The sequence below is a fragment of the Martelella sp. UBA3392 genome, from assembly GCF_002358775.1.
Classification (GTDB): Bacteria; Pseudomonadota; Alphaproteobacteria; order Rhizobiales; family Rhizobiaceae; genus Martelella; species Martelella mediterranea.
Window position 1 is genome coordinate 1 of sequence record NZ_DEPM01000016.1, and the last position, 22,486, is coordinate 22,486.

A 22,486-nucleotide genomic window follows, 5' to 3' on the forward strand; every position below is an offset into this window, starting at 1 on the left:
CGGCTATGTGTTCCAGCAGGCCAACCTGTTTCCCCATCTCACCGTCAGCGCCAACCTCCGCTATGGCGAGAAGCGGGCGAAGCGCGATGGCAAGGCGCGGTTCGATGAACTGGTCGAACTGCTCGGTCTTTCCGCTCTTCTGGACCGCATGCCCGCGCGGCTTTCCGGCGGCGAGCGCCAGCGGGTCGCGATCGCCCGGGCGCTGCTTTCGCAGCCGAAACTGCTGTTGATGGACGAGCCGATGTCGGCGCTCGATATCCATGCGCGCCAGGAGATCTTCCCCTATCTGCAGAACCTGAGGCAGAGCCTGTCCATTCCGGTGCTCTACGTCACCCATGCGCCCGACGAGGTGGCCCGGCTTGCCGACCATCTGGCGGTGATGCGCGACGGGCGCGTTATCGCCGCCGGTCCCACCGCCGAGACGCTCGCACGCCTCGACCTGCCGATGGCGCATGAACGCCGCGCCGGGATAGCGATCGACGCGCGGATCGCCGATATCGACCTGCGCTGGCAACTCGCGCTCGCCAAGTTCGAGGGCGGGGCGTTGTGGATCGCCCATACCGGCAGGGCGGTCGGCGAGCCGGTGCGCCTGATGATCCATGCCCGCGACGTCTCGATCGCGCTCACCGAAAATCTGAATGTCTCGATCATCAACCGCGTGCCCGCGATCGTCCGCGAGATCGCCCGCGGCGACCATCCCTCCGTCATGATCGTGCATCTGGAGATCGGCAGCAGGCTGATCATGGCGCGCGTCACCGCCCGTTCAGCCAATCTCCTCAGCCTGCAGCCCGGCATGGGTGTCTATGCCCAGATCAAGTCGGTGGCGATCATCGATTGATGCGGCCGCGTTCCTGCTCGGCAGTAGCGGATCCGCCATCCCCCGGCACCCAGGCGCTTTCCGAGGACACCTTGCGGCAGAACTCGGCGGCGCTGCTGCGGGCGTGATCGGCGACGCCGCGCAGGATGTTCTGGCCGACGGTCGTCTGATAGGTGGCGACGATCGGCATCGGCGGAAACGGCTTGGTCACGCTCACCCGGCACAGCAGGCCGTTCTCCAGCTCGCGCGCGATCGCGACCGAGGGGATCGCCGCAAGGCCGAAGCCGCCGATCAGCAGATTGATCATCGCAAACAGCGAGTTGGAACTGGTCAGCTTGGAGGCCAGCACCCGTTCGTCCTGAAAATAGGGCGCGACATAGGCATAGGGCGGCGTGCCCTTGGGAAAGGTGATGATCGGCATCCGCGACAATTCGTCGACGCTGTAGGTGGTATTGCGGTCGACCACCGCGGGGGCCGCGGCCCAGACCATTTCATAATAGCAGATGATGAAGGAGCGGAAACTGTCGCCGATCGCGGGCTCGATCCCGAAGATCAGATCGAACTCGCCATGGGCAAGGCCGGCGATAAGGTCGCGCGTGCCCTCGATCGTCAGTTCGACCCTGAGGTTCGGCATCGCCTGGCTCAGCGCCTCGATGAAATCCGGCATCCAGGTGGCGACCACGGAATCGATCGCGCCGATGCGCACGATATAGGCGGCGTCGCTGCCGCCCTCCTTCAGGTCGGATTTCAGCGTGTTGAGCTTTTCCAGCACATCCTGGAACACGCGCAGCGCTTCCTCGCCCGCCGGCGTCAGCCGAAACTCGCGGTCGCCGCGCTCCACAAGCCGGCAGGCGTAATCGCGCTCGAGAATGGCAAGGCGCGAGGAAATCGCCGGCTGGGTGGTGTTCAGTTCCCGGGCGGTGCGGCCGAAATGCCGGTTGCGGGCAAGCGCCACGAAGGTGGCCATGTCGATGATGCGCATCGCCATACGCTACCAGCCTCCGCAGGGGTGCACAATCAAAAGAGGGTCAGCGGGCGAGAACGCGAATGCGCTCGGGATCGATTGAAAGCGCAACCGCGTCGCCCGGCTGCAGCACGGTTTCGTTGTCGGTCAGAAGCCGGATGGTCTCGCCGGCAAGGCTCAGCACATAACGGTTTCGCGCGCCGAGATAGACGCGGGTCTTCACCCTTGCCTTCAGGCCCTCGCCAGTTGCAGAGATGTTCAGGTCCTCCTGCCGCAATACGACCGAGACCGGCCCGGCCGGCGCGTCCGCCGAAACCGCGAGGCGTTGCCCGTCCTCCAGCACCACTATGCCGCCCTCCTCAAGCTCTCCCTTCAACACATTGGCCGACCCGATGAAGCCGGAGACGAACGCGGTCGCCGGGCGGGCGTAGATCTCGGAAGGCGCGCCCTCCTGCTCGACCTTGCCGGCATTCAACAGCACCACCCGGTCGGAGAGGCTCAGCGCCTCCTCCTGGTCGTGGGTCACGAACAGCGTGGTCAGCCCGAGGCGGCGGTGGATCTCGATCAGCTCCACCTGCATGTCCTCGCGCAGCCGGGCATCGAGGTTGGAGAGCGGCTCGTCGAGCAACAGCACTTTCGGGTTGGAAACGATGGCGCGGGCAAGCGCCACGCGCTGCTGCTGGCCGCCGGAGAGCTGGCGCGGGAAGCGGTCGGAAAGATGACCGAGTTGCACCGTCTCCAGCGCGGCCTTGACCCGCTCATCCTGCTCGTCGCGCACGCCGATCCGGCGCATGCGCAGCGGAAAGCGGACATTCTCGTAGACGCTCAGATGCGGCAACAGCGCGTAGGACTGGAACATCATCGCGATATCGCGCTTTTCCGGCGGCAGCCCCGTCACATCCTGGCCATCAATGACCACATGGCCGCCGGTGACGGCCTCAAGGCCGGCAACCGTGCGCAGCAGCGTGGTCTTGCCACAGCCGGATGCGCCGAGCAGGCTGACGAACTCGCCCGAAGACAGCGCGAGGTCGATGCCGTGGAGAACCTCCACCTTGCCATAGGATTTCCTGATCCGATCGAGATGAATATCCGACATGATTATATTCCTAGGCCGAGGCGAATTTCCGGATGCCGAGCACGCGGTCGATAACCAGAATGAGGATGACGGTGAGCGCGATCATAATCGTGGAGACCGCGGCGACGGAAGGATCGGGACTGAATTCGAGCTGGCCGTAGATCTGCACCGGCAGCGTGGTCATGTCCGGGGTGCGCAGGAACAGCGACAGCACCGCCTCGTCAAACGAAATGTTGAAGGCGAAGAACGCGCCCGCTGCAAGCCCCGGCCGGCATTGCGGCAGCACCACGAACACGAGCCGCTGGATGCGCCCCGCCCCCATGGTGCGCGCCGCCTCCTCGATGAAGGGGTCGGACTCGCTCAAAACGGCGAGCGTGGTGCGCACCACATAGGGCAGCGTGATCGCGGTATGGCCGATCCACAGCGTGACGAAGGAGACCGGCCCGAAGGCAGCGCTCCAGAACATCAACAGGCCGATGGCGTAGATGATCGTCGGCAGGATCAGCGGCGACAGGAACAGCGCGCCGAGCAGTTCCGATTGCGGCAATTGCCGGCGATGGATCGCGATCGCCGCCGCGCCGCCGATGGTGACGGAGGAGAGCGTCACCAGCAGCGCGATGCCGAGGCTCAAGGCCCCGGATGAGAGATAGGCGCTCGACGACAGCACCTTTTGATACCATTCGAGCGAGAAGCCTTTGGGCGGAAATGCGATGAACTGGTTGGCCGAAAACGAGGTGCCGATCACCACCACCAGCGGCGCCAGCATGACCAGCACGATCAGCGCGATGAACACGACCGTCGCAATCTTCAGCCACAGCGGAACGGCCTTAACCATGACGGCCTCCCGTCAACCTGAAATAGGGGATGAGGGTGAGCGCGATGCCGAGGAACAGGATCACGGCCTGGGCGGCGGCGAAATGCCAGTCGAGCGTTTGCGTGACCGAGGAATAGATCGAGGCCGCCAGCACCTGAAGCCGCGGCCCGCCGAGCAGGCTCGGCGTCACGAACGAACTTGCCGACAGCGTGAAGGCCAGTAGCGAACCGGCGGCGATACCCGGCATGGCAAGCGGCAGCACCACATGCCGGAACGCCTGCAGGAACGAACAACCCATGGTCCGCGCCGCCTCTTCCAGCTTTCGATCGATACGGGTGACCACGCCGAGGATCGACAGCGTCATGAACGGCAGCAGCACCTGCACCATGCCGATCACGATCGCGGTTTCGGTGCGCATCAGCGTGAAATTGCGCTTCACCAGTCCGAGATCGTAAAGCGTGGAGGAAATAATGCCGCCGCGTTCGAAGATCACCATCCAGCCGAAGGTGCGGATCACCACGCTGGTCATCAGCGGCAGCAGGATGACGATGATCAACCACAGCCTGAGCCGTGGCCCGGCGCGTGCCATGATATAGGCGAGCGGAAAGCCGACGAGCGCCGAGATCAGCGTGATGATGAAGGACAGCCGGATCGTGCGCCACAGCACATTGAGGTAATAGGGCTCACGGATGAACTCGGCGAAATGGGAAAAGGTGAACCCTTCCGGCCCCATCACCGAGAGCATCAGCATGCGGCCAATCGGCAAGAAAAACGCCAGCGCCAGAAGCAGCAGGCCGGGCGAGACCAGAAGCGCGTTTTCTGCACGGTCGGACTTCATCCGCTGGGTTTCCTCTTGTTGATGCCGTGTGCCAAGCAAGCGTCTATCATAACGCACCCAACCGCATAGCCCGCCAATCTTCTCGCCCCGGAGGGGAGAGATGTCGCGACAGCGACAGTGAGGGGAGTCTTTCCTCTCGAACGCCCGCACGATCGGATACGCTGCTTCACCCTCACTGCCCCTTTCGGGGCATCTCTCCCGCAAGCGGGAGAGAATATCGGGAGTAAGCCGCAGGGCCAAATGCAATATCCCCCTTAAGGCGGGAGAGTAATTGTTGAGAGCCCTGCGATCCAACTCAGGCCCACCACTTCCACCGAGTGGTTCACCCCGCACCCCGGCCAAGCCGGGATGCGGGGCCGGCGCACCGCCTTATTGCGCGATTGCCTTGTTCCACTCAACCACCCAGTCGGCGCGGTTGGCCTCGATTGTTTCCGGGTCGAAACGCAGCAGGCTTGCCACCCCTTCCTCGCCATAGGCGACGTCGGCGGCCACTTCGTCCGGCAATTCGGTCTTGGAATTGGTCGGCGTATAGCGCAGCGCTTCGGCGAAGCAGGCCTGGGCCTCCGGCGAAAGCTCGATATCGATGAACTTCAGCGCCAGATCCTGATTGTCGCGACCGGCCACCAGATTGGCGGTGATGTAGCTTGCCGGCGTGCCTTCCGCGCCCTGCTGGAACTTGATCGGAAGGCCGGCTTTTCTGAGCGTATAGGCGTAGTCGGAAGCGTAGGGCGCCACGACAGTGCCGCCCTGGGCGAAGGCCTGCTGGATTTCCGGCGATTTCGAAACCACGAAGGCGCCGTTTTCAAGCATGGCCTTCACCGCGTCGAGCCCCGGCTGGATATTTTCGAGGTCGCCGCCGGCAACCTGGTTCAGCATCAGGAAGCCGAACAGGCCGTAGGTATTGGAGATATCGGTGAGCACCAGGCCCTCGGCAAGCTCCGGCTCCATCAGGTCGGCCCAATTGGAGGGCGCTTCGGAAAGCTCGTCGCTGTTATAAAGCAGGCCGATGGCGGCAATCTGGTAGGCCGGACCCTCGCCTTCCGCCATTTTCGCGCCGGCGAAGGGATAGAGATCGGCGGCGTTGGAAAGCTTCGCCGCATCGATCGGCGCGAGCAGGCCTTCCTTGGCGCCGACGATTTCCTGGCCGCCGGAGAAATGGATCACGTCATATTGCGGCGCGTCCTTCTGGGCGCGAAGCTGGGCGAAGGCGTCCGCCGAATAGGCGGTGACGATGTTGACGTCGGCGCCGGTCTCGGCCGTGAACGGATCGATCACGCATTTGCGGTGCGCCTCCTCATAGGCGCCGCCGAAGGAATTGATGGTGATTTCCGCGGCCAGGGCAGGTACGGCGGTGAGGACCGAAGCACCGGCCAGCATTGCTGTAACAAGTTTCATGCTATTCCCTTCCTCTTGGTTATCGGTTGATCAGGCCAGGCGGCCGATCTCCACTTTCTTAGCGCCCTCGGTGCGGATCAGCCGGCACTGGGCCGCGACCGCCTCGAGATTTTCCGTCATCTTGCCGAAATAGGTGCAGGGTATCCACCCGGTCGGGCCGAATGTGCGCCCGCCAACGCCGTAGAACATGCCGATCTCCCAGAACTCGTCGGGATCGATCTTGAAGAAGTTCTTCGGCTGGTAAAACCACAGCAATTCGCCGGGCTCGGGCAGGATGGTCTGGTTTTCCGGCGGCAATTTGGTCGGGTCGAAATTGCGCGCTTCCTCGGGCAGGCCCATCATGATTTCGGGCCCGGAGAAGATCGCATGGGTCGCCGGCCACTGGATCGGCTTTTCGAGCGCGCCCCACAGGGCGGCGCAGGTTTCGGGGGCGTTCTCCCAATAAAGGGAAATTATGCCCTGAACATTGGCATCGATGAATTTGAGATAAAGTTTCCTGTCGCTCACAAATAGGCTCCCACTGATTTTACGGAACAGGAAACCGGAATTTCGCAAAGCCTGTCCAATTTCAATTTCACATGCGGCGATTAATTCTTTTTATCGATCCGGCGGGCATTCCGACACGGAGGCGGCCACCCGATGAAAGCCTAGCCGGCAATCCCCGCGCCTTGTTTTTCGCCGACAGCCCGGATCAACTCGCGCGCCCCGATGCGCTCGCGCGAATGTGAGCGGACAGCTTGCCGATTTTCGGCATCGCCGCTTGCCTTGGCATATTTCGGGCGGTCTACTGCCGGACGACAACGCGGAGATGAACATGATCGACAGACGCACGATTTTGACGGGAATGCTGGCTGCCGGCGGGCTTTCCGCCTTGCCTCTGCGGACTGCCCTTGCCCATGAGCCATCCCCGGAAGAGGTCTTCGCCGATCCGGCGGCCCCCGTGCTCGGCAATCCCGAGGGCGATGTGACGGTGGTCGAGTATTTCGATTTCCAGTGCACCTATTGCAAGCGCGACTATCCGATGATCCGCGATGTCGTGGCCAAGGATGGCAATGTCAAGCTGGTGATGAAGGACTGGCCGATCTTCGGTCCCGTGTCGGTCTATGCGGCCCAGGCGGTGCAGGGCGCGGCGGCACTTGGCGACTACGAGACCGCGCTCGACGCGCTGATGCGGGCCAATACCAGGCTGAGCCATGAAAAGGTCGAGGAAATCCTGACCGATGCCGGGCTCGATTTCGACGCGATTGCCGCAAGCGTCTCGAAAAACCAGGATGCGATCGGGGCCCTCCTCGACCGCAACTACCACCAGGCCGAAGCCTTCCAATTCAACGGCACGCCGTCCTTCGTGATCGGACGGACGGTCTATCCGGGCGTTCTCGACCGCGCGCTTCTGGAAGAAGCCATCGCCAAGGCCCGCGCCGCGTAAACCGATGCGATAAGGGCTGGACCGTCAGCCAACGGGCCTATAGCCTCGCGGGTTCAAACAGCATGAGAGCCGAGCATGAGCACACTGACCCGCTTTTCCGTCGCCCCCCTTTCCGACATGACCCGAAAGCTCGCCGATGTCGCCTCCGGCCGCGCCGATCCCGATCTGGTGATCGCCGGCGCGCGGGTGCTGTCGACCTATAGCGAGCGGATTCTCGACGACCGGGAAATCTGGCTTTCCGGCGGACGGATCGCCGCCGTGAAGCCCGCTGGCAGCTATCAGGGCCGCTCCGCCGCAAGCTATGACGTAAACGGCGGCATCATCGCGCCCGGCCTCGTCGACCCGCACCTGCATATCGAGAGCAGCATGGTGACCGCCTGCGCCTATGCCGAGGCGGCGCTCTTGAACGGCACCACCACGATCTTCTGCGACAGCCACGAGATCGGCAATGTCATGGATGTCGCCGGCGTCGAGGCGATGCTGGAGGATGCCCGCCAGGCCCCGCTTTCGATCTACCTGACCGTGCCCTCGACCGTGCCGGCGACATCCGCCGCGATGGAAACCGCCGGTGGCGACCTGACGCCGGACAAGATCGCCGCGATCTTCGACAAATGGCCGGAGGCCCTGGCGCTTGGCGAGAAGATGGATTTCGTGCCCGTTGCCATGAGCGATGAGCGCTCGCATGCGATCATCGCCGAGGCGCTGAAACGCGGCCGTCCGGTTTCCGGCCATGTCTATGGCCGCGATTTCGTGGCCGCCTATGCCGCCGCCGGCGTGACCGACACCCATGAGGCGATCGACCGCGAGATCGCCAACGACCTGCTGGAGGCCGGCGTCTGGATCTTCCTGCGCGGCGGTCCGCCGACCACGCCATGGCATTCGCTTCCCGAAGCGATCAAGGCGATCACCGAGCTCGGCGCTTCCCACAAGCGCGTGGCGGTGTGCACTGACGACCGCGATGCCGACGACCTGCTGATGTTCGGTCAGGACTGGGTGACGCGCCAGGCGGTGAAGGCCGGGATGAAACCGGAACAGGCCTGGGCCATGGGCTCGCTCCACGGCGCCACCCGCTTCGGCCTCGGCGACGAGATCGGCGGGCTCGGCGGCGGCAGGCGGGCCGATCTGGTGCTGCTCGACGATACGCTGCAGCCGATCAATACCTGGTATGGCGGCGAGCTGATGGTCGAGGACCGCAAGGTGACCGCGGCGCTCGACGAGGCGCTTTCGGAGCGCTGGCGCTATCCCGACGCCGCCTATCACACCGTCAAGCTGCCGAAGGAGGTCAAGCTCGTCCCCGACCTGCCGGTCGAGCGCGTCAAGGCGCACTGCATCCGCACCGAACTGCCGGGAATTATGGTGGTTCACGAGGTCATCGAGCTGGAACCCGCCAATGACTGGCAGAGCCATTTCGACCGCCATGATCTCTGCTTCGTCGCCGTGGTCGAGCGTCACGGCAAGTCCGATGGCAATGTCGCCCATGGCCTGCTGTCGAATTTCTCGCTGAAGCGCGGCGCGGTCGCCTCCTCCGTTGGCCATGACAGCCACAACATCATCGTCGCCGGCACCAATGAGGCCGACATGCAGGCGGCACTCAGGGCCATCGAGGAAAAGCAGGGCGGTGTCTGCGTCGTTGCCGACGGCAAGGTCCGCGCCATGGTGGAACTGCCGATCGCGGGACTTCTGTCCGACAAGCGCGTTCACGACGTGGCCGACGACCTGCGCGTGCTGAAACTCGCCTGGGAAGAGGCCGGCTGCTCCATCCCCTATATGGGCTTCAACCTGATCCCGCTTTCCGTGATCCCCGAAATCCGGATCACCGACAAGGGACTGGTGCTGGTGCCGGAGATGGAAATCGCAGAGCTTTTCGAGCCGGCTTAAAGCCCGCACAACGAGCGACGCGAGACGCCTATCGCGCAGCCTTCAACGCCTTGCGGATATAACTGTTCGCAGACCGGAAATGTGACGGCCCGGAGGCTTCGGCATACCGGCCCAGCGTCCACTTTCCGGTCCAGGCGTAAACGCCGTTCGCGTAAAGCTCTTGATCATCACGAGCGACGATAAACGACCGCAACCTGTCACAGGCAGCGTCGAATGCCGACAGCAGGTCGGGCCAGGGCGTTTCGTCGCCCTTCGCATAAACCGGCGCGTTATAGGCCTTGAGCTGGTTCCACTTGTAGCCCTTGGCCGGCACGAACACCTCGCGGCCGGCAACGCCATCTTCATACCAATGATGGAACATGCCCATCCAATGGGTGCGGTGGGCGATGACGCCCTTGATCGTGGCGGCATCGTCAGGCGCTGACAAGGTCGACATTTCTTCATCGACCGCCTCGAGCGTCTTTTTCAGTTTCGCAAGGTCCTTGTCAAAGACGGCGAGCAATTCGGATTTGTTCGTGGCTGCTGGCATGGTTCACTACTAACGAGATCGATGAACCACGCCTTGACTCCAGTCAAATCGATCGGACAAGGAGAAGGACACCCTTCAGCGCGAGGCTCAGTTCAACCGCTCTCCGGTCTTGCGGTCGAAGATATGCGATGCGCCGTGGTGAAGCTGCAACGCCTGGCTTGCGCCGATGTCGAAATCCGGACGATCCCTGAGCACCACGGAAAGCGGCTGATCGCCGAAGCGGAGCTCGACGAAGGTTTCCGAACCGGTCGGCTCGATATTCTCCACGCTCGTTTGCAACGGACCTTCCGATGCCAGCCGGATTTCCTCCGGGCGCTTGCCGATCAGCACCTCGTGCCCCTCGGGAAGGTTCGCCGGCGCTGCAATGCCTGACGACGCGCCGCCCGCAAGCGCGAGTTCGCCGCCCTGCACCGTTGCAGGAAACAGGTTCATCGCCGGGGAGCCGATGAACTGGGCGACGAAGGCATTGGCCGGTCGGTCGTAAAGCTCCAGCGGCGAGCCGATCTGCTCGATCCGCCCGGCCTGCATCACCACGATCCTGTCGGCCATGGTCATCGCCTCGATCTGGTCATGGGTGACGTAAACCATTGTGGTCTTCAGCCGGCGATGCAGCGTCTTGATCTCGCCGCGCATCTGCACGCGAAGCTTGGCGTCGAGATTCGACAGCGGCTCGTCGAACAGGAACACCTGCGGATTGCGCACGATCGAGCGGCCCATCGCCACGCGCTGGCGCTGGCCGCCGGAAAGCGCGCGCGGCTTGCGCTCCAGCAGCGGCGTCAGCCCGAGGATTTCGGCGGCCTCGCGGACCTTGCGCTTCTTTTCCTCCTTGGGCGCGCCGGCGAGCGTCATCGAGAACGCCATGTTCTCCTCGACGGTCATATGCGGATAGAGCGCGTAGTTCTGGAACACCATCGATATGTCGCGGGCCTTCGGCGGCAGCGCGTTGACCACCTTGCCGCCGATCGCGATCTCGCCGCCGGTGATATCCTCAAGCCCGGCAATCATCCGCAGCAATGTCGACTTGCCGCACCCTGAGGGACCGACGAGCACCACGAATTCGCCATCGGCGATCTCGGCATCGACGCCATGGATGACCTCGACGCTGCCATAGCGCTTGGCGACCTTGTTGAGGGAAACACTTGCCATGGACTTTACTCCTGAACCGGCCGAACCCGGATGCGGGTGGATGACAGCGCACCCTCATGGACCAGCATGCCGGCGGCCCCGCCGGGGAAGCTGTCATCGAGGGCCTCGACGCTGACCTCGCCGATCTGGGCGATGATGCGATTCCCGGAAACGCTCGCCGCCATGGTGAAGGCGCTTTCGAGCGCGGTTGCATACGGCGTGGAGGCAATCACGTCTTCGCTTTCATCCTTGCGGCGCACGATCTCGAGTGCGCCATCAAGCGTGACTCGTGCGAGATAATAGCGGCGCTGGCCTTCCGCCCGCAGCACGAGCCCGCCATAGGTCCCCAGATGCAGCATCAGATCGGCCTCGACGGCGTAATCCGTCCAGCTTCGACCGCCCTGCAGGATAAGACCGTCGCCGCGGTTCTGGCTGATGCGGATGTCCTGCTGAAAATGCTTGGAGAAGAAATGGACATTGCTGACCCATGCCCGCCGCCAGAAATCCCCGCTGCCGGCCGGGCGCTTGAAGGTGACGTCCGGGCAGCCGTCCCACCAGAGCCTTTCGACAAGCACGCGGCCATTGCTGCGGCCCTCGGATGCGGTGAGCACGATGCCGACCTCTGCGATCGGCTGATATCCCGTCTCCGGCACCACCCACTCGAGCGTGACGGATTTGCCCGGGGCAAGCGGCGTCGCATGCGGCATGTCGCAATCGACCAGCGTGTCGGTTCCGTCATAGTGACGCAGGCGCAGCTTGACCTCGACCGCGCCGGCATTGCCGGCTTCCGCCCGCACCTCAGCCCTCATCGTCTGCCCGGCATGGATGCGCGGGCTTGCGACCAGATCATAGGTGCGCATGCGGGTGGCATCGCGCGGGGAGAAGACCGCCGTCATCGCGGCAGCCTCGCGACCGGGGGCCAGCGCGTGATAATCGAGCGCAAGCGCCGAACCCGTGCCGGTCACCTTCAGGTCCGCAAGCGCCATCTCGCCGCCCTGCGGCAGGAAGCCCTGAACCGAACCCAGCAGCGAGAAATGGAACTGCGCGCCGCCCTTCGGCGCGGCAAGCGGGTCCTCGCCCGCGAGCCTGCGGCCGAGATTGGCAAGCCAGAGCGAAATCTCCACCGCATCGGAAATCGAGCGGCCGCCGTCGGCCGTTGACATGTAGAGCCGGTCGGCGACCGGGCCGCGCCAGTCCGGCCCCGCCTCCAGCCCGTCAAGGCCAAGCATGATGCCGTGCAGGCAGCCGAGATTGCCGGCATTGCAATCGGTATCCCAGCCGGAGGTGTTGACGATCATCTGACCGCGCTGGAAATCATGCGGCGCATGCAAGAGCGCCATGATCATCAGCGCGTGGTTGGGCACGACATGGCAGTTTCCGGGATATTTGTCATAGCCGTAATTGTCCTCGATCCGCTGGCGCGTGGCCTCCCAGTCTTCATTGCCCGAGGTCCAGTCGCGGATATCGGCGATCAGCTTTGCGATCAGGCTGTCCTTCGGGATGAAGGAAAGACCGGTATCGAGCAGGTGGTTGACGTCCCGGCTCACAAAGGCTTCCGCCTCCATCGCCGCCCACAGCACCGCCGCGTTCACCGCTTCGCCATCATGGCTGACCGAACCGGCAGCCCGTGCTAGCTTCGCCGCCTGGACCGGATTGCCAGGCGAGACCAGCGCCCAGCCATCGATGAAGATCTGCGCGCCGATCTGTTCGGCGACCGTCGTCCCGTTGGTTGCGATCGATCCGGACGCCGGGGCGGGAATGCCGCGTTGCAGGTTCAGCCAAGCGGTATGCTCGGTGGAATTTCCGGCCCCGCCCCACCAGAGAATAGAACGCTCCTCAATGATATAGTTGAGCCAGGCCTTGCCGATATCCTCCGACGAGAGATCGGCGGAGACACCGTAATCGTCAAGCGCTCGCGGAAAGGTGAAGGTGCCGCCGATATCGTCGTCGGTCACGATCAGCGGATCGCCGAGCCGGTCGTGGATGTAATAGGTGATCGGACCGAGCTTTTCGAGAATGTCGCGATAGCGCCAGTTCTCGAACGGGCGGCCGAGATAGACGCCGATCAGCTTGCCGAGCACGCCGGCATAGACGCGATTCTGATAATCTGAGGGGATGGACATTTGAGGCTCCTTGTCAGCCCTTCACCGAGCCGCCGGCCATGCCTTCGATGAAGCGGCGCTGCAGCAGGACGAAGAGAATTACGATGGGCAGAATGATGATGAGGGCGGCGGCCATGACCACGCCCCAGTCGGACGAGTACTGGCCGGACAGCAGGAAGAACGAGACCACGGCCGTCAGCCGGTCCTGCCCCTGCAGGAAGGTGGTCGCGATCAGGAATTCGTTCCACGAATAAAGCCCGATGATCAGCGCCACGGTGAGAATGCCGGGCGAGACGATCGGCAGGAATACGCGGGAGAACACCTGCCAGTGGCTTGCGCCATCGATCAGCGCCGCCTCCTCCAGCTCCTTCGGCACAGCCAGGAAATAGGTCCGAAGCAGCATGATCGCGAAGGGCGAATAGACGGCGGTGTAGATAAAGGCGACGGCGACCGGATTGTTGATCAGGCCGAGCCGGGCAAAACCAAAATAGAGCGGAAACAGGAAGAGCTGGATCGGCGCGGTGGTGCTCGCCAGTAGATAGAAGGTCAGGATCTTCCATGTCTTGATCTTGCGCCGCGCCAGAACATAGGCCGTGAGCGAGCCGGTGGTGCAGACCAGCACGATCGTCATGCCGGTCAGAAGCGCGGAGTTCATGAGCGTGCGGCTGAAATTGGCGTCGGACCAGGCGCGGGTGAAATTATCCCACCGCAATTGCGACGGCAGCGCCAGCGGGTTCTGCACGATCTCGGCCGACCCCTTCAGCGAGTTGAGCACCAGAAGCGCAATCGGAAACAGGGTGATGGCGAGCAGCACGCCGAGCGTGATGTAGGCGATGATGCGCGTCAGGCGGCTTTCGGTCGTGTTCATGATTCGAATTCCCTCGCCTGGCTGCGGATGTAGAAGATGGTGGCCGCAAGGCCGAACAGGCTGATCACCACCGAGATCGCCGCCGCCTTCCCGACCGCCAGATCGTAGAAGGCGGAGCGGTATGCGAAGGTCGACAGCACTTCCGACGAGAACGCCGGACCGCCCTGGGTGAGGATGTAGACGAAGTCGAACACCAGGAACGACCAGATGATGGTCATGATCATCATCAGCGTGATCGTCGGGCGGATGCCGGGCAGAAGCACGTAGCGGATGATCTGCGTGAAGGTCGCGCCTTCCACCCGCGCCGCCTCCACCTGTTCGGCCGGTACCTGACGCAGTGCAGCAAAGAAGATGACGCAGAGAAAGCCCCACCAGTGCCAGAGGTCGACGGTGGCGATGCCGTAGAGCGCGGTCGATGTCTCGGCGAGCGGGTTGGCGACGTCGAGCCCCATGCGCTGCAGAAGCCCGGCAATGCCGGTGATCGGCGAATAGATCATGCCCTGCCATACCCGTGCGGTGATCGCGGTCGCGATGATCACCGGCAGGAAGTAGATCACCTGGAAATAAGTCGATCCGCGGCGCGCCACCAGCATCATGGTCGCGGCGAGCAGACCCATGGCGATCGGCACCGTCAGGAAGATCAGCGTCCAGATGATGTTGTTGGTCAACGCCGTCCAGAACACGCTGTCATTCCACAGCGCCTCGAAATTACCGAGCCCGACGAAGCTGGGCGCAGTGATGCCGTCCCATTCGAAAAAGGCCAGAAATATGGTCAGAAGCGCCGGGACGGCGATGATGACGACATTGATCAATAATGTCGGCAGGACATAGAGGCGATGCATGAAAATACCTTTCCAGAGCGAAGACCGTGCTTCTTTCCGGCTGCGTCTTGCGCATTGGCCGGTGCGCCGCCATGGCGGCGCACCAGGAGTTTCCGAATTTATCGAGCCGGAACGGCCGGCGCCTTGCCGGCCTTGAATTCCTTCTCGAACGTGTCGTTCAGCTTGGTCAGGAAGGCATTGGTGTCGATCTTGTCGAGCCAGACTTCCTCGATGCCATTGATCAGATAGCTGTCGGTCGCAGGCGGCAGGAAGGTCCATGTGGTGTAACCGTAATTGCCGTCATTGACCGAGGCGGCGAGCGTCTTCATGGTGTCGGTGAACAGCGGCGACACGTCGTCCGCCATCTTGACGTCGGAGATATCCTTCAGCGGAATGTTCCACTCGCCCTGCCAGGCCGAATTCATCGAACCGTAGACTTCCGGCGAGAACACGAAATTGATGACGGCGGCCGCGCCATCCGGATTGCCGGCCTTTTCGGCGATCGAGAAGGTCGAGCCGACGCCGAGCGGGAACACCGGTGCGCCCTCTGCGCTGGGGAAGCCGACGAAGCCGGCCTCGGTATCATTTTGGCCGGTATAGGCGGCGACGTTCTGGAACTGCCAGGTACCGGTCGGCATCATGCCGGCGCGGCCCGAAGTCAGCATGTCGGCAGCCTGTTCCGAGCTCTGCAAGGAAAAGTAGTTCTTGCCGAAATAGCCCTTTTCCCACCAGGAATTCAGCCGATCGATCGCTTCTGCAAAGGGTTCGGCGGTCCAGGGCATTTCGCCACGCAGCGCCTTGTTCATGTTGTCCGGACCGGCAACCGCGTTGAGCGCCAGCGTCACGAACCATTCATTCGCGCCGCGCCAGTCGGCATTGCCGGCGGCAAAGGGCGTGATGCCTTCTGCAAGCATCTTGTCGGCGAGCGCCTCCAGTTCGTCGAGGTTTGTCGGCGCTTGCCAGCCCTTCTCCGAAAACAGCGTCTCGTTATAAAACAGGCCGAGCGTTTCATAGGTCTTGGGCAGCGCGTAGAGCTTGTCATTGTAGCGGCCCATTTCGAGGAAGACTTTCAGCACGCGATCGTTCCAGCCATATTCGGCGGCGTAATCGTCCAATGCCTTCAACTGACCGGACTGGGCCATCGGCGCGACATAGCTCGGGCCGGGCGTATAGACCACGTCCGGACCATTGCCGGAGAGCATGGCGACGCGCAGTTGCTTGTCGAGCTCGTTGCCGCGATAGTCGACCACCAGATCGTAATCCTGATTGGCCTTGTTGAACGGCTCGACGATGTTTTCGGAGATCAGCTTCTGCTGGTCCGGCGTCGCCTGCTCATACCACCAGGTTACTTTTTCCTGGGCCGCGGCAAACTGCGCCGTGCCGGCGACGATGGCGGCTGTGGTCAGCAATCTCGTCATGTTCATTACATTTCCTCCCGTTTTACTTCTTACTTCGCAGCCATGGCCGGCTCGGCCACGGAACCTCTGATGATGATCTCATAGGGCATCTCCTCGGCCCCGCCGGGCTCGTCCGCACCGTTCGCCAGCCGGTCGAGCAGCTTTTCGGCCGCGGCGGCGCCGAGCCTGTCCTGAAATTGCGCGATTGTCGTGAGCGACGGCGTGACCAGCGCCGAGGCCAGAATGTCATCGAAGCCGGCGACCGATATGTCGCCGGGGATGGCCAGGCCGTGCGCGATCAGGCTCTGCATCACGCCGATCGCCATCATGTCATTGGCGGCGATGATCGCGGTGACGGGCCGGCCGCTTTCCACGAGCGCGTCGGCGGCATGGCGTCCGCCCTCGACCGTGAAATGCTCGGCCTCGAGCACGTTGGGCTCGCATCCCGCTGATGCCATGGCGTCGAGATAGCCCTGCAGGCGGACGCGTTGCGGGCCGCCCGGGGCGGCGATCATGGTGATGTGGCGATGGCCGAGCGCGAGCATTTGGCCGGTGAGCGCGCGCGCCGCCGCCTCGTTGTCGATGTAGAGATCATCGATCGGCAGCGATCCGCCGGCCTTGCGGCTGACCTCGATGCGCACGATCGGCACGCCGGCCTTGCCAAGGGGCGCGAGTTCGCGCGCGCCGAGTTTGAAGAACACGCCGACAATGCCGTCGAAACGGCCATATTGCGCGGCCTGAACCACCTGACGCTCATTGGCCTCGCGGCCCTCGGTGTCGATGGTGATCACCTCGTAGCCGGCCGCGCGGGCGACCTTCTGCACCGCGACCACCAGCGAGGGATAGAAGGGATTGGTGAGATCCGGCACCACGCAGGCGATCACATGGCTGCGCTGGGTGCGCAGCGCCTGGGCGAAGCGATTGGGCTGATAGCCGAGCTCCGCGATCGCCGCCTCGATGCGCTCGGCCGTCTCCGGCGCGACCTTTTCGCGGCCGCCATTGAGCACGAGCGAGACCGTCGCCTGCGCGACGCCCGCCCTCTCGGCAACCTCCTTCTGGGTAATCCTCCGCGGCACCCCAATCTCCCTATTGCTACGTAACAATAGATTATTGATACGTAGCAATAAGTCAATTGGGGTAAGAAAATTTAACTAGGCCTCAGCGAAACGCTGCGCTGGAAGCACTTATCCAACCGTCACGCCGCCGCAGACGAACAGGGTCTGGCCGGTGACGAAGCTTGCGCGCTGATCGCAGAAGAAGCTGACGGCGTTGGCGACGTCCTCCGGCGTGCCCATGCGGCCGACCGGAATGGCATCGGTGATCGCCTTGGTCTTCGGCGCATCGGGCGGGTTGTTCTGCCAGAAGGCGGTGGTCGCGATCGGGCCCGGGGCGACGCAGTTGACGGTGATTCCGGCGCCGCCGAGTTCCAGCGCCCAGGTGCGCGCCATCGATTGCGCCGCGCCCTTGGTGGCGCTGTAGAGCGTGCGGTCGAGCTTGCCCTTGGTGACGCGGCTGGTGTTGAACACGATCCGGCCGCCGCCATGGCGCTTCATCTCCGGCACCACGATCTGGGCGCAGATGATCGCGGTGCGGAGGTTGAGGTTCATCAGCCGCTCGAAATCCTCGAGCTTCACCTCTTCCAGTGGCGCGGGCGCGACCAGCCCGACATTATTGACGAGGCAGGTGACCTTGTGATCGGCGACAATCTTGCCGACCGCCGCCCTGGCGGCCTCGACAACCAGAAGATCCACCAGCGCGGCATCGGCGCGCAGCGATTCGACCTCCGGCTCGACGACATCGAGCACGAAGACGCGAAAACCGTCCTGTTGCAGCCTGAGCGCAATCGCCTGGCCGATATTGCGACCGCCGCCGGTGACGATCGCGCAAATCTCATCATTCATGGTGTGGTCTCACTTCAATGGCGGCAACAGGCGCGGATTGACCGGCTCGGCGTGGAACCGGTAGGTGCCATCGTCCGCCCGCACCATCCGCCCCAGCCCCGGATAGGGAAAATGATAGCCGTGGTAGCGGATATTCTCGTCGACGACCTTCTTGAAGATCGCCGCCTTGGCATCCGCGCCCATCTGGGGATCACTGTCGTAATCCATGTGGAAGAACCATTCGGGATGATAGGGATCATAGATCTGGTGATGGGCGAGATCGCCGGTAAAGATCACCTTCTCGCCCTCGCTTTCGAACAGATAGGCGCACTGGCCGGAACTGTGGCCGGCAGCCGAATGGGTCGTCACGCCGGGCAGGATGGCGTCACCGATCTCGAAGAGCTTCAGGCTTTCGCGATAGGGCGCGACCGCCTGAAGCGTGCCGGCGGTCCAGGCGTTGCGGAAATCGTTACGCGCAAGGTTGGCCTCGTCGGTCCATTCCTCCCAGTCGGTTTTCGGCGCGTAAAGCGTGGCATTGGGAAAGGCCGGCGCGCCATCGGGCAGGATCAGGCCGAAGGAATGGTCGGGGTGAAGATGGGTCAGCAACACGGTATCGATATCGGCCGGATCGATGCCGGCGGCCTTCATGTTTTCCATGAGACGGCCCATCTGATCGCCGAACATCGTGGAGGTCTGCCCCATGCCGGCATCGATCAGGATAAGATGGTCGCCGGTGTTGACCACAACCGGGGTCAGATCCATCGGAATATGATCCGCCGGCAGAAGATACTCGCGTTGCAGCCGCGCCATTTCCGCCGGATCGGCATTGGGGAAAATGCCCTCATAGCCGTGATGGATATAGCCGTCCCAGATGGCGGTGCATTCCAGCGCTCCAATGTTGAACCTGTGCCATCCGGCATTCTGCGATTTGAGACGCTTGGCGACCATTCTTTTTCCTCCCGTAATTATCGCGCACCCTTTCCGGCGATGGATACCGCAAACGGAAACGAGCAAGTCTCCTGTCGTACCGTATTACGGTAATAATGTACAGAGGGTTCGGGAGGACATTCCGCTGGACATTCCGCTGGTCAGGGCGCTGCCGTTATTTGCCCGCAATGATCGCCGCCGAGGCAGGGTCGATTGACCGGATGGAACGCAATCGCGGATGGCGCGGCGACAGGATCTATGGTATTACTGTCATATCATATCAGTGAATAACGGCGAAAGCCGGAACGCGCGGCTCGCGTCCTCCGGCAAATCTTGGTAAACTGGACCTAACGCTCAGGCGGTCCGGTGAGGGACGTCCCTCCCGGCAGACACCGGAACGAATATCGGAGAGTAGCATGGCAGGTTCGACAGTCATTGCCCGCACGGCGGCCCCGCTTCGCCAGCAGGTGGTGCGTCTGGTTCGCGAGGACATTCTCGAAGGCGGGCTGGTGCCCGGCCAGCGCCTGATCGAGAGCGCGCTGTGCGAGACCTATGGCGTTTCGCGCACCGTGATCCGCGAGGCGCTGCGCCAGCTTGAATCGGAGCATCTCATCAGCGTCGTGCCCAATCTCGGCCCGATCGTGACAGTGCTCACCGAAAAGGAAATCCGCTCGATCTATGTCGTGCGCGCGGCCCTTGAAGGGCTTGCCGGCCGGCTTTTCGCCGAAAACGCCACGGACAGCCAGTGCGCCAAGCTGAAGAAGCTCGGCGACCGGCTCGACAAGGAATACCGCAAGGGCAATATCGAAAGCCGCGAGCAAATCAAGGCCGAGTTCTACACCCTGCTCACCGAAGGCAGCGACAATGCCGTGCTGGCCGAAAGCCTCAGCAGCATGCATGCCCGCATCGCCATGTTTCGCCGCTTTGCCTTCGTCGATGAAAGCCGGATCGAGCCCTCGATCGCCGAACTCGAAACCATCATCAATGCCGCCGCCGTCACCCGCGACGGCGATGCGGCGGCGGCGGCCTGCGAACACCACATCCAGCTCGCCGGCGAACTCGCGATCGCCGAATACATGAAGCGCAACAAGGCGATCCTGTCGGAAGGATAACGCAGCCGGAGGGCGTTGCCGGCGACGGACCCGCCCGCCACTGTCGCGACATCTCCCCTGCCCGGGCGAGAAGAATTTTGGGGCCATGCGGCATGACACAGCCCCTTTATTTACGTTGCGCGGATCGGCCCGCCCCTCAGGCCGCGTCCTTTGCCTTCAGCTCCAGACGGCGTTTGTGCAGCACCGGCTCGGTGTAGCCGTTCGGCTGTTCGCGGCCCTTCAGCACCAGGTCGAGCGCGGCCTGGAAGGCGATCGATTCATCAAAGTGTCCGGCCATCGGGCGATAGAGCGGATCGCCCTCGTTCTGGCGGTCGACGACGGCGGCCATTTTCTTCATGGTCGCGACGATCTGGTCCTCGCTGACGATGCCGTGATAGAGCCAGTTCGCCATGTGCTGGGAGGAGATGCGCAGCGTGGCGCGGTCTTCCATCAGGCCGATGTCGTTGATGTCGGGCACCTTGGAGCAGCCGACGCCCTGGTCGATCCAGCGCACGACGTAACCCAGAATTCCCTGGGCATTGTTGTCGAGCTCCGCCTGGATTTCCTCCGGGCCCCAGTTCGGGCGCACCGCCACCGGAACGGAGAGGATGTTCGTGAGACTGGCGCGCGGACGATCCTTCAGCTTTTCCTGAACCTTCGCGACATTGACGGCGTGGTAATGGGTGGCATGCAGCGTGGCCGCCGTCGGCGACGGCACCCAGGCGGTGTTGGCGCCGGCCCTGGGCTGGGAGATCTTTGCCTCCAGCATAGCCGCCATCAAGTCCGGCATCGCCCACATGCCCTTGCCGATCTGGGCATGTCCCGCGAGGCCGCATTCCAGCCCGATATCGACATTCCAGTCCTCATAGGCCGCAATCCAGGGCGCGCCCTTCATGTCGCCCTTGCGGATCATCGGGCCGGCTTCCATCGAGGTATGGATCTCGTCGCCGGTGCGATCGAGGAAGCCGGTGTTGATGAACACGACCCGGTCCTTCGCGGCGCGGATGCATTCCTTGAGGTTGACCGTGGTGCGGCGTTCCTCGTCCATGATCCCCATCTTCATCGTGTTCGGCTTCATGCCGACGATTTTTTCGACGCGGCCGAACAGTTCCGATGCGAAGGCCACTTCCTCCGGCCCGTGCATCTTCGGCTTGACCACATACATCGAGCCGGCGCGGGAATTCATGTGGCGGCCGTTTTCGCCGATGTCATAAAGCGCGATCAGCGCGGTGACGGCGGCATCCATGATGCCCTCCGGCACCTCGCGGCCCTCGCCATCGAGGATTGCCGGATTGGTCATCAGGTGGCCGACATTTCTGACCAGCATCAGCGACCGGCCGGGCACAGTTTTCGGATTGCCATCCGGGCCGGTGAATTCGATGTCCTTGGCAAGCCGGCGGGTGAACGTCCTGCCGTTCTTGGTGACCTCTTCCGTCAGGTCGCCCTTCATCAGGCCGAGCCAGTTGGAATAGGCGAGGACCTTGTCCTCGGCATCGACGGCGGCAACGGAATCCTCGCAATCCATGATCGCGGTGATGGCCGATTCGAGCGCGATGTCACCGATGCCGGCCGGGTCGTCCTTGCCGATCATGCTGTCGGGATCGACGAACACCAGCGCATGGAGGTTGTTGTTGACGAAATAGAGCCGGAAGGCATCGCCGTCCTCATCCTTGAAACCGGCATACTGCGCCGGATCGGCAAGGCCGGTTTCGCCTGTTTCCGTCTTCACGATCAGCGCGCCGCTGTCATAGCCGAAACCGATGACATCGGCCCATTTGCCGCCGGCGAGCGGAAAATTGCTGTCGAGGAAATCCTTGGCCCAGGCGATGACCTTCGCCCCGCGCTTCGGGTTATAGCCCCTGCCCTTTTCCGCGCCGTCATCCTCGGCGATCGCATCCGTGCCGTAGAGCGCGTCATAGAGCGAGCCCCAGCGGGCGTTCGCCGCATTCAGCGCATAACGGGCATTCATCACCGGAACGACGAGCTGGGGGCCGGCGATGGTGGTGATTTCCGGATCGACATTTTCAGTGGTGACGGAAAAGTCATCGCCTTCCGGCAGGATATAGCCGATCTCGCGCAGGAACGCCTCATAGGCCGCCATGTCGGAAGGCGCGCCGTTTTCCCTGTACCAGGCGTCGAGCTTTTCCTGCATCGCATCGCGGGTTTTCAGCAGCGCGCGGTTCTTCGGCGCAAGGTCGCCGACAATCGCGGCGAAACCCTCGAAAAAGGCGTCGGCGTCGACATTGGTGCCGGGCAGGACCTTTTCGGTCAGAAAATCATAAAGCGCCTTGTCATAGGCAAGGCCGTGTTTCTCGATGCGCGCCATGAAATCACCATCCTGTGGCTGGAACTGTCATTGCCGCCACTCTAGCGGCAAAGGGCGCGGGGTCAATTCGGCATGAGTGCCAAATATTTTTTCCATTTGGGCATAAATGGCCGTCTCCCGAGGCCTCACCTTTATCAATCTCCCCCTTTGAGCAGGGCTATCGCATATGGTCTCCCCGCATAGCCCCCTAATCTTCTCGCCCCGGAGGGGAGA

20 protein-coding genes are annotated in these 22,486 nt (G+C 62.9%); 4 read left to right on the forward strand and 16 right to left on the reverse strand.

Annotated features, from left to right (window positions below; all coding sequences use genetic code 11):
• A partial coding sequence (gene modC, locus B4E36_RS01275; RefSeq protein WP_345899881.1) for a molybdenum ABC transporter ATP-binding protein occupies nt 1-838 on the forward strand: 838 nt, incomplete at its 5' end.
• On the opposite strand, the gene B4E36_RS01280 is transcribed toward modC, so the two are convergent.
• The 6 genes from B4E36_RS01280 to B4E36_RS01305 all read right to left on the reverse strand — a co-directional run bounded on the left by B4E36_RS01280 (nt 828) and on the right by B4E36_RS01305 (nt 6,410).
• Complete coding sequence (locus B4E36_RS01280) at nt 828-1,805, reverse strand: LysR family transcriptional regulator (RefSeq protein ID WP_292053661.1); 978 nt, start codon at nt 1,803-1,805, stop codon at nt 828-830. The genes modC and B4E36_RS01280 overlap by 11 nt on opposite strands.
• 40 nt (nt 1,806-1,845) lie before the next feature.
• Nucleotides 1,846-2,877, reverse strand: coding sequence for an ABC transporter ATP-binding protein (locus B4E36_RS01285; protein WP_345899882.1), 1,032 nt, complete (start codon nt 2,875-2,877; stop codon nt 1,846-1,848).
• A gap of 10 nt (nt 2,878-2,887) precedes the next feature.
• Entirely contained in the window at nt 2,888-3,691 is an 804-nt protein-coding gene (locus B4E36_RS01290) for an ABC transporter permease (protein ID WP_345899883.1), read from the reverse strand.
• The gene (locus B4E36_RS01295; RefSeq protein ID WP_345899884.1) at nt 3,684-4,508 is read right to left on the reverse strand and encodes an ABC transporter permease; all 825 of its coding nucleotides are present in this window, start codon (nt 4,506-4,508) and stop codon (nt 3,684-3,686) included. The genes B4E36_RS01290 and B4E36_RS01295 overlap by 8 nt, the downstream gene beginning before the upstream one ends.
• A 369-nt stretch (nt 4,509-4,877) precedes the next feature.
• Entirely contained in the window at nt 4,878-5,903 is a 1,026-nt protein-coding gene (locus tag B4E36_RS01300) for an ABC transporter substrate-binding protein (RefSeq protein WP_292053673.1), read from the reverse strand.
• A 30-nt stretch (nt 5,904-5,933) separates the two neighbouring features.
• Nucleotides 5,934-6,410 carry a DUF3830 family protein gene (locus B4E36_RS01305; protein WP_292053675.1) on the reverse strand — a complete coding sequence of 159 codons (477 nt, stop codon included), beginning with the start codon at nt 6,408-6,410 and terminating at the stop codon, nt 5,934-5,936.
• Between the two features lie 307 nt (nt 6,411-6,717).
• Here B4E36_RS01305 and B4E36_RS01310 point away from each other — a divergent pair, with 307 nt between their 5' ends.
• The gene (locus tag B4E36_RS01310; RefSeq protein WP_345899885.1) at nt 6,718-7,329 is read left to right on the forward strand and encodes a DsbA family protein; all 612 of its coding nucleotides are present in this window, start codon (nt 6,718-6,720) and stop codon (nt 7,327-7,329) included.
• A gap of 75 nt (nt 7,330-7,404) precedes the next feature.
• Entirely contained in the window at nt 7,405-9,207 is a 1,803-nt protein-coding gene (locus tag B4E36_RS01315; protein WP_292053682.1) for an adenine deaminase, read from the forward strand.
• A gap of 28 nt (nt 9,208-9,235) precedes the next feature.
• On the opposite strand, the gene B4E36_RS01320 is transcribed toward B4E36_RS01315, so the two are convergent.
• The 9 genes from B4E36_RS01320 to B4E36_RS01360 all read right to left on the reverse strand — a co-directional run bounded on the left by B4E36_RS01320 (nt 9,236) and on the right by B4E36_RS01360 (nt 18,877).
• Nucleotides 9,236-9,736 carry a ClbS/DfsB family four-helix bundle protein gene (locus B4E36_RS01320; protein ID WP_292053684.1) on the reverse strand — a complete coding sequence of 167 codons (501 nt, stop codon included), beginning with the start codon at nt 9,734-9,736 and terminating at the stop codon, nt 9,236-9,238.
• A gap of 87 nt (nt 9,737-9,823) precedes the next feature.
• Complete coding sequence (locus tag B4E36_RS01325) at nt 9,824-10,882, reverse strand: ABC transporter ATP-binding protein (protein ID WP_292053687.1); 1,059 nt, start codon at nt 10,880-10,882, stop codon at nt 9,824-9,826.
• Between the two features lie 5 nt (nt 10,883-10,887).
• Nucleotides 10,888-12,984, reverse strand: a complete 2,097-nt coding sequence (locus B4E36_RS01330; RefSeq protein WP_292053690.1) for an ADP-ribosylglycohydrolase family protein — start codon at nt 12,982-12,984, stop codon at nt 10,888-10,890.
• A 13-nt stretch (nt 12,985-12,997) separates the two neighbouring features.
• Nucleotides 12,998-13,831, reverse strand: a complete 834-nt coding sequence (locus B4E36_RS01335) for a carbohydrate ABC transporter permease (protein ID WP_292053693.1) — start codon at nt 13,829-13,831, stop codon at nt 12,998-13,000.
• Entirely contained in the window at nt 13,828-14,673 is an 846-nt protein-coding gene (locus B4E36_RS01340) for a carbohydrate ABC transporter permease (RefSeq protein ID WP_292053696.1), read from the reverse strand. Before B4E36_RS01340 ends, B4E36_RS01335 begins: the two co-directional genes overlap by 4 nt.
• Before the next feature lie 98 nt (nt 14,674-14,771).
• Complete coding sequence (locus B4E36_RS01345; protein ID WP_292053698.1) at nt 14,772-16,076, reverse strand: ABC transporter substrate-binding protein; 1,305 nt, start codon at nt 16,074-16,076, stop codon at nt 14,772-14,774.
• A gap of 23 nt (nt 16,077-16,099) precedes the next feature.
• On the reverse strand, nt 16,100-17,125 hold the full coding sequence (locus tag B4E36_RS01350) for a LacI family DNA-binding transcriptional regulator (protein WP_292053700.1): 1,026 nt from the start codon (nt 17,123-17,125) through the stop codon (nt 16,100-16,102).
• Nucleotides 17,126-17,233: 108 nt separating this feature from the next.
• A complete protein-coding gene (locus B4E36_RS01355) occupies nt 17,234-17,950 on the reverse strand; it encodes an SDR family NAD(P)-dependent oxidoreductase (RefSeq protein ID WP_292053703.1) in 717 nt (238 codons plus the stop codon).
• Between the two features lie 9 nt (nt 17,951-17,959).
• Nucleotides 17,960-18,877, reverse strand: a complete 918-nt coding sequence (locus B4E36_RS01360; protein WP_292053705.1) for an MBL fold metallo-hydrolase — start codon at nt 18,875-18,877, stop codon at nt 17,960-17,962.
• 395 nt (nt 18,878-19,272) lie between these two features.
• Here B4E36_RS01360 and B4E36_RS01365 point away from each other — a divergent pair, with 395 nt between their 5' ends.
• On the forward strand, nt 19,273-19,968 hold the full coding sequence (locus B4E36_RS01365) for a GntR family transcriptional regulator (protein ID WP_292053708.1): 696 nt from the start codon (nt 19,273-19,275) through the stop codon (nt 19,966-19,968).
• 136 nt (nt 19,969-20,104) lie between these two features.
• Here B4E36_RS01365 and B4E36_RS01370 read toward each other — a convergent pair whose 3' ends face one another.
• On the reverse strand, nt 20,105-22,273 hold the full coding sequence (locus tag B4E36_RS01370; RefSeq protein WP_292053710.1) for a malate synthase G: 2,169 nt from the start codon (nt 22,271-22,273) through the stop codon (nt 20,105-20,107).
• Nucleotides 22,274-22,486: the final 213 nt, after the last annotated feature.

Coding starts and splice junctions, on each gene's coding strand:
- B4E36_RS01280 (WP_292053661.1), bottom strand. CDS start 1,805: ATGGCGATGCGCATCATCGACATGGCCACCTTCGTGGCGCTTGCCCGC.
- B4E36_RS01285 (WP_345899882.1), bottom strand. CDS start 2,877: ATGTCGGATATTCATCTCGATCGGATCAGGAAATCCTATGGCAAGGTG.
- B4E36_RS01290 (WP_345899883.1), bottom strand. CDS start 3,691: ATGGTTAAGGCCGTTCCGCTGTGGCTGAAGATTGCGACGGTCGTGTTC.
- B4E36_RS01295 (WP_345899884.1), bottom strand. CDS start 4,508: ATGAAGTCCGACCGTGCAGAAAACGCGCTTCTGGTCTCGCCCGGCCTG.
- B4E36_RS01300 (WP_292053673.1), bottom strand. CDS start 5,903: ATGAAACTTGTTACAGCAATGCTGGCCGGTGCTTCGGTCCTCACCGCC.
- B4E36_RS01310 (WP_345899885.1), top strand. CDS start 6,718: ATGATCGACAGACGCACGATTTTGACGGGAATGCTGGCTGCCGGCGGG.
- B4E36_RS01315 (WP_292053682.1), top strand. CDS start 7,405: ATGAGCACACTGACCCGCTTTTCCGTCGCCCCCCTTTCCGACATGACC.
- B4E36_RS01320 (WP_292053684.1), bottom strand. CDS start 9,736: ATGCCAGCAGCCACGAACAAATCCGAATTGCTCGCCGTCTTTGACAAG.
- B4E36_RS01325 (WP_292053687.1), bottom strand. CDS start 10,882: ATGGCAAGTGTTTCCCTCAACAAGGTCGCCAAGCGCTATGGCAGCGTC.
- B4E36_RS01330 (WP_292053690.1), bottom strand. CDS start 12,984: ATGTCCATCCCCTCAGATTATCAGAATCGCGTCTATGCCGGCGTGCTC.
- B4E36_RS01335 (WP_292053693.1), bottom strand. CDS start 13,831: ATGAACACGACCGAAAGCCGCCTGACGCGCATCATCGCCTACATCACG.
- B4E36_RS01340 (WP_292053696.1), bottom strand. CDS start 14,673: ATGCATCGCCTCTATGTCCTGCCGACATTATTGATCAATGTCGTCATC.
- B4E36_RS01345 (WP_292053698.1), bottom strand. CDS start 16,076: ATGAACATGACGAGATTGCTGACCACAGCCGCCATCGTCGCCGGCACG.
- B4E36_RS01355 (WP_292053703.1), bottom strand. CDS start 17,950: ATGAATGATGAGATTTGCGCGATCGTCACCGGCGGCGGTCGCAATATC.
- B4E36_RS01360 (WP_292053705.1), bottom strand. CDS start 18,877: ATGGTCGCCAAGCGTCTCAAATCGCAGAATGCCGGATGGCACAGGTTC.
- B4E36_RS01365 (WP_292053708.1), top strand. CDS start 19,273: ATGGCAGGTTCGACAGTCATTGCCCGCACGGCGGCCCCGCTTCGCCAG.
- B4E36_RS01370 (WP_292053710.1), bottom strand. CDS start 22,273: ATGGCGCGCATCGAGAAACACGGCCTTGCCTATGACAAGGCGCTTTAT.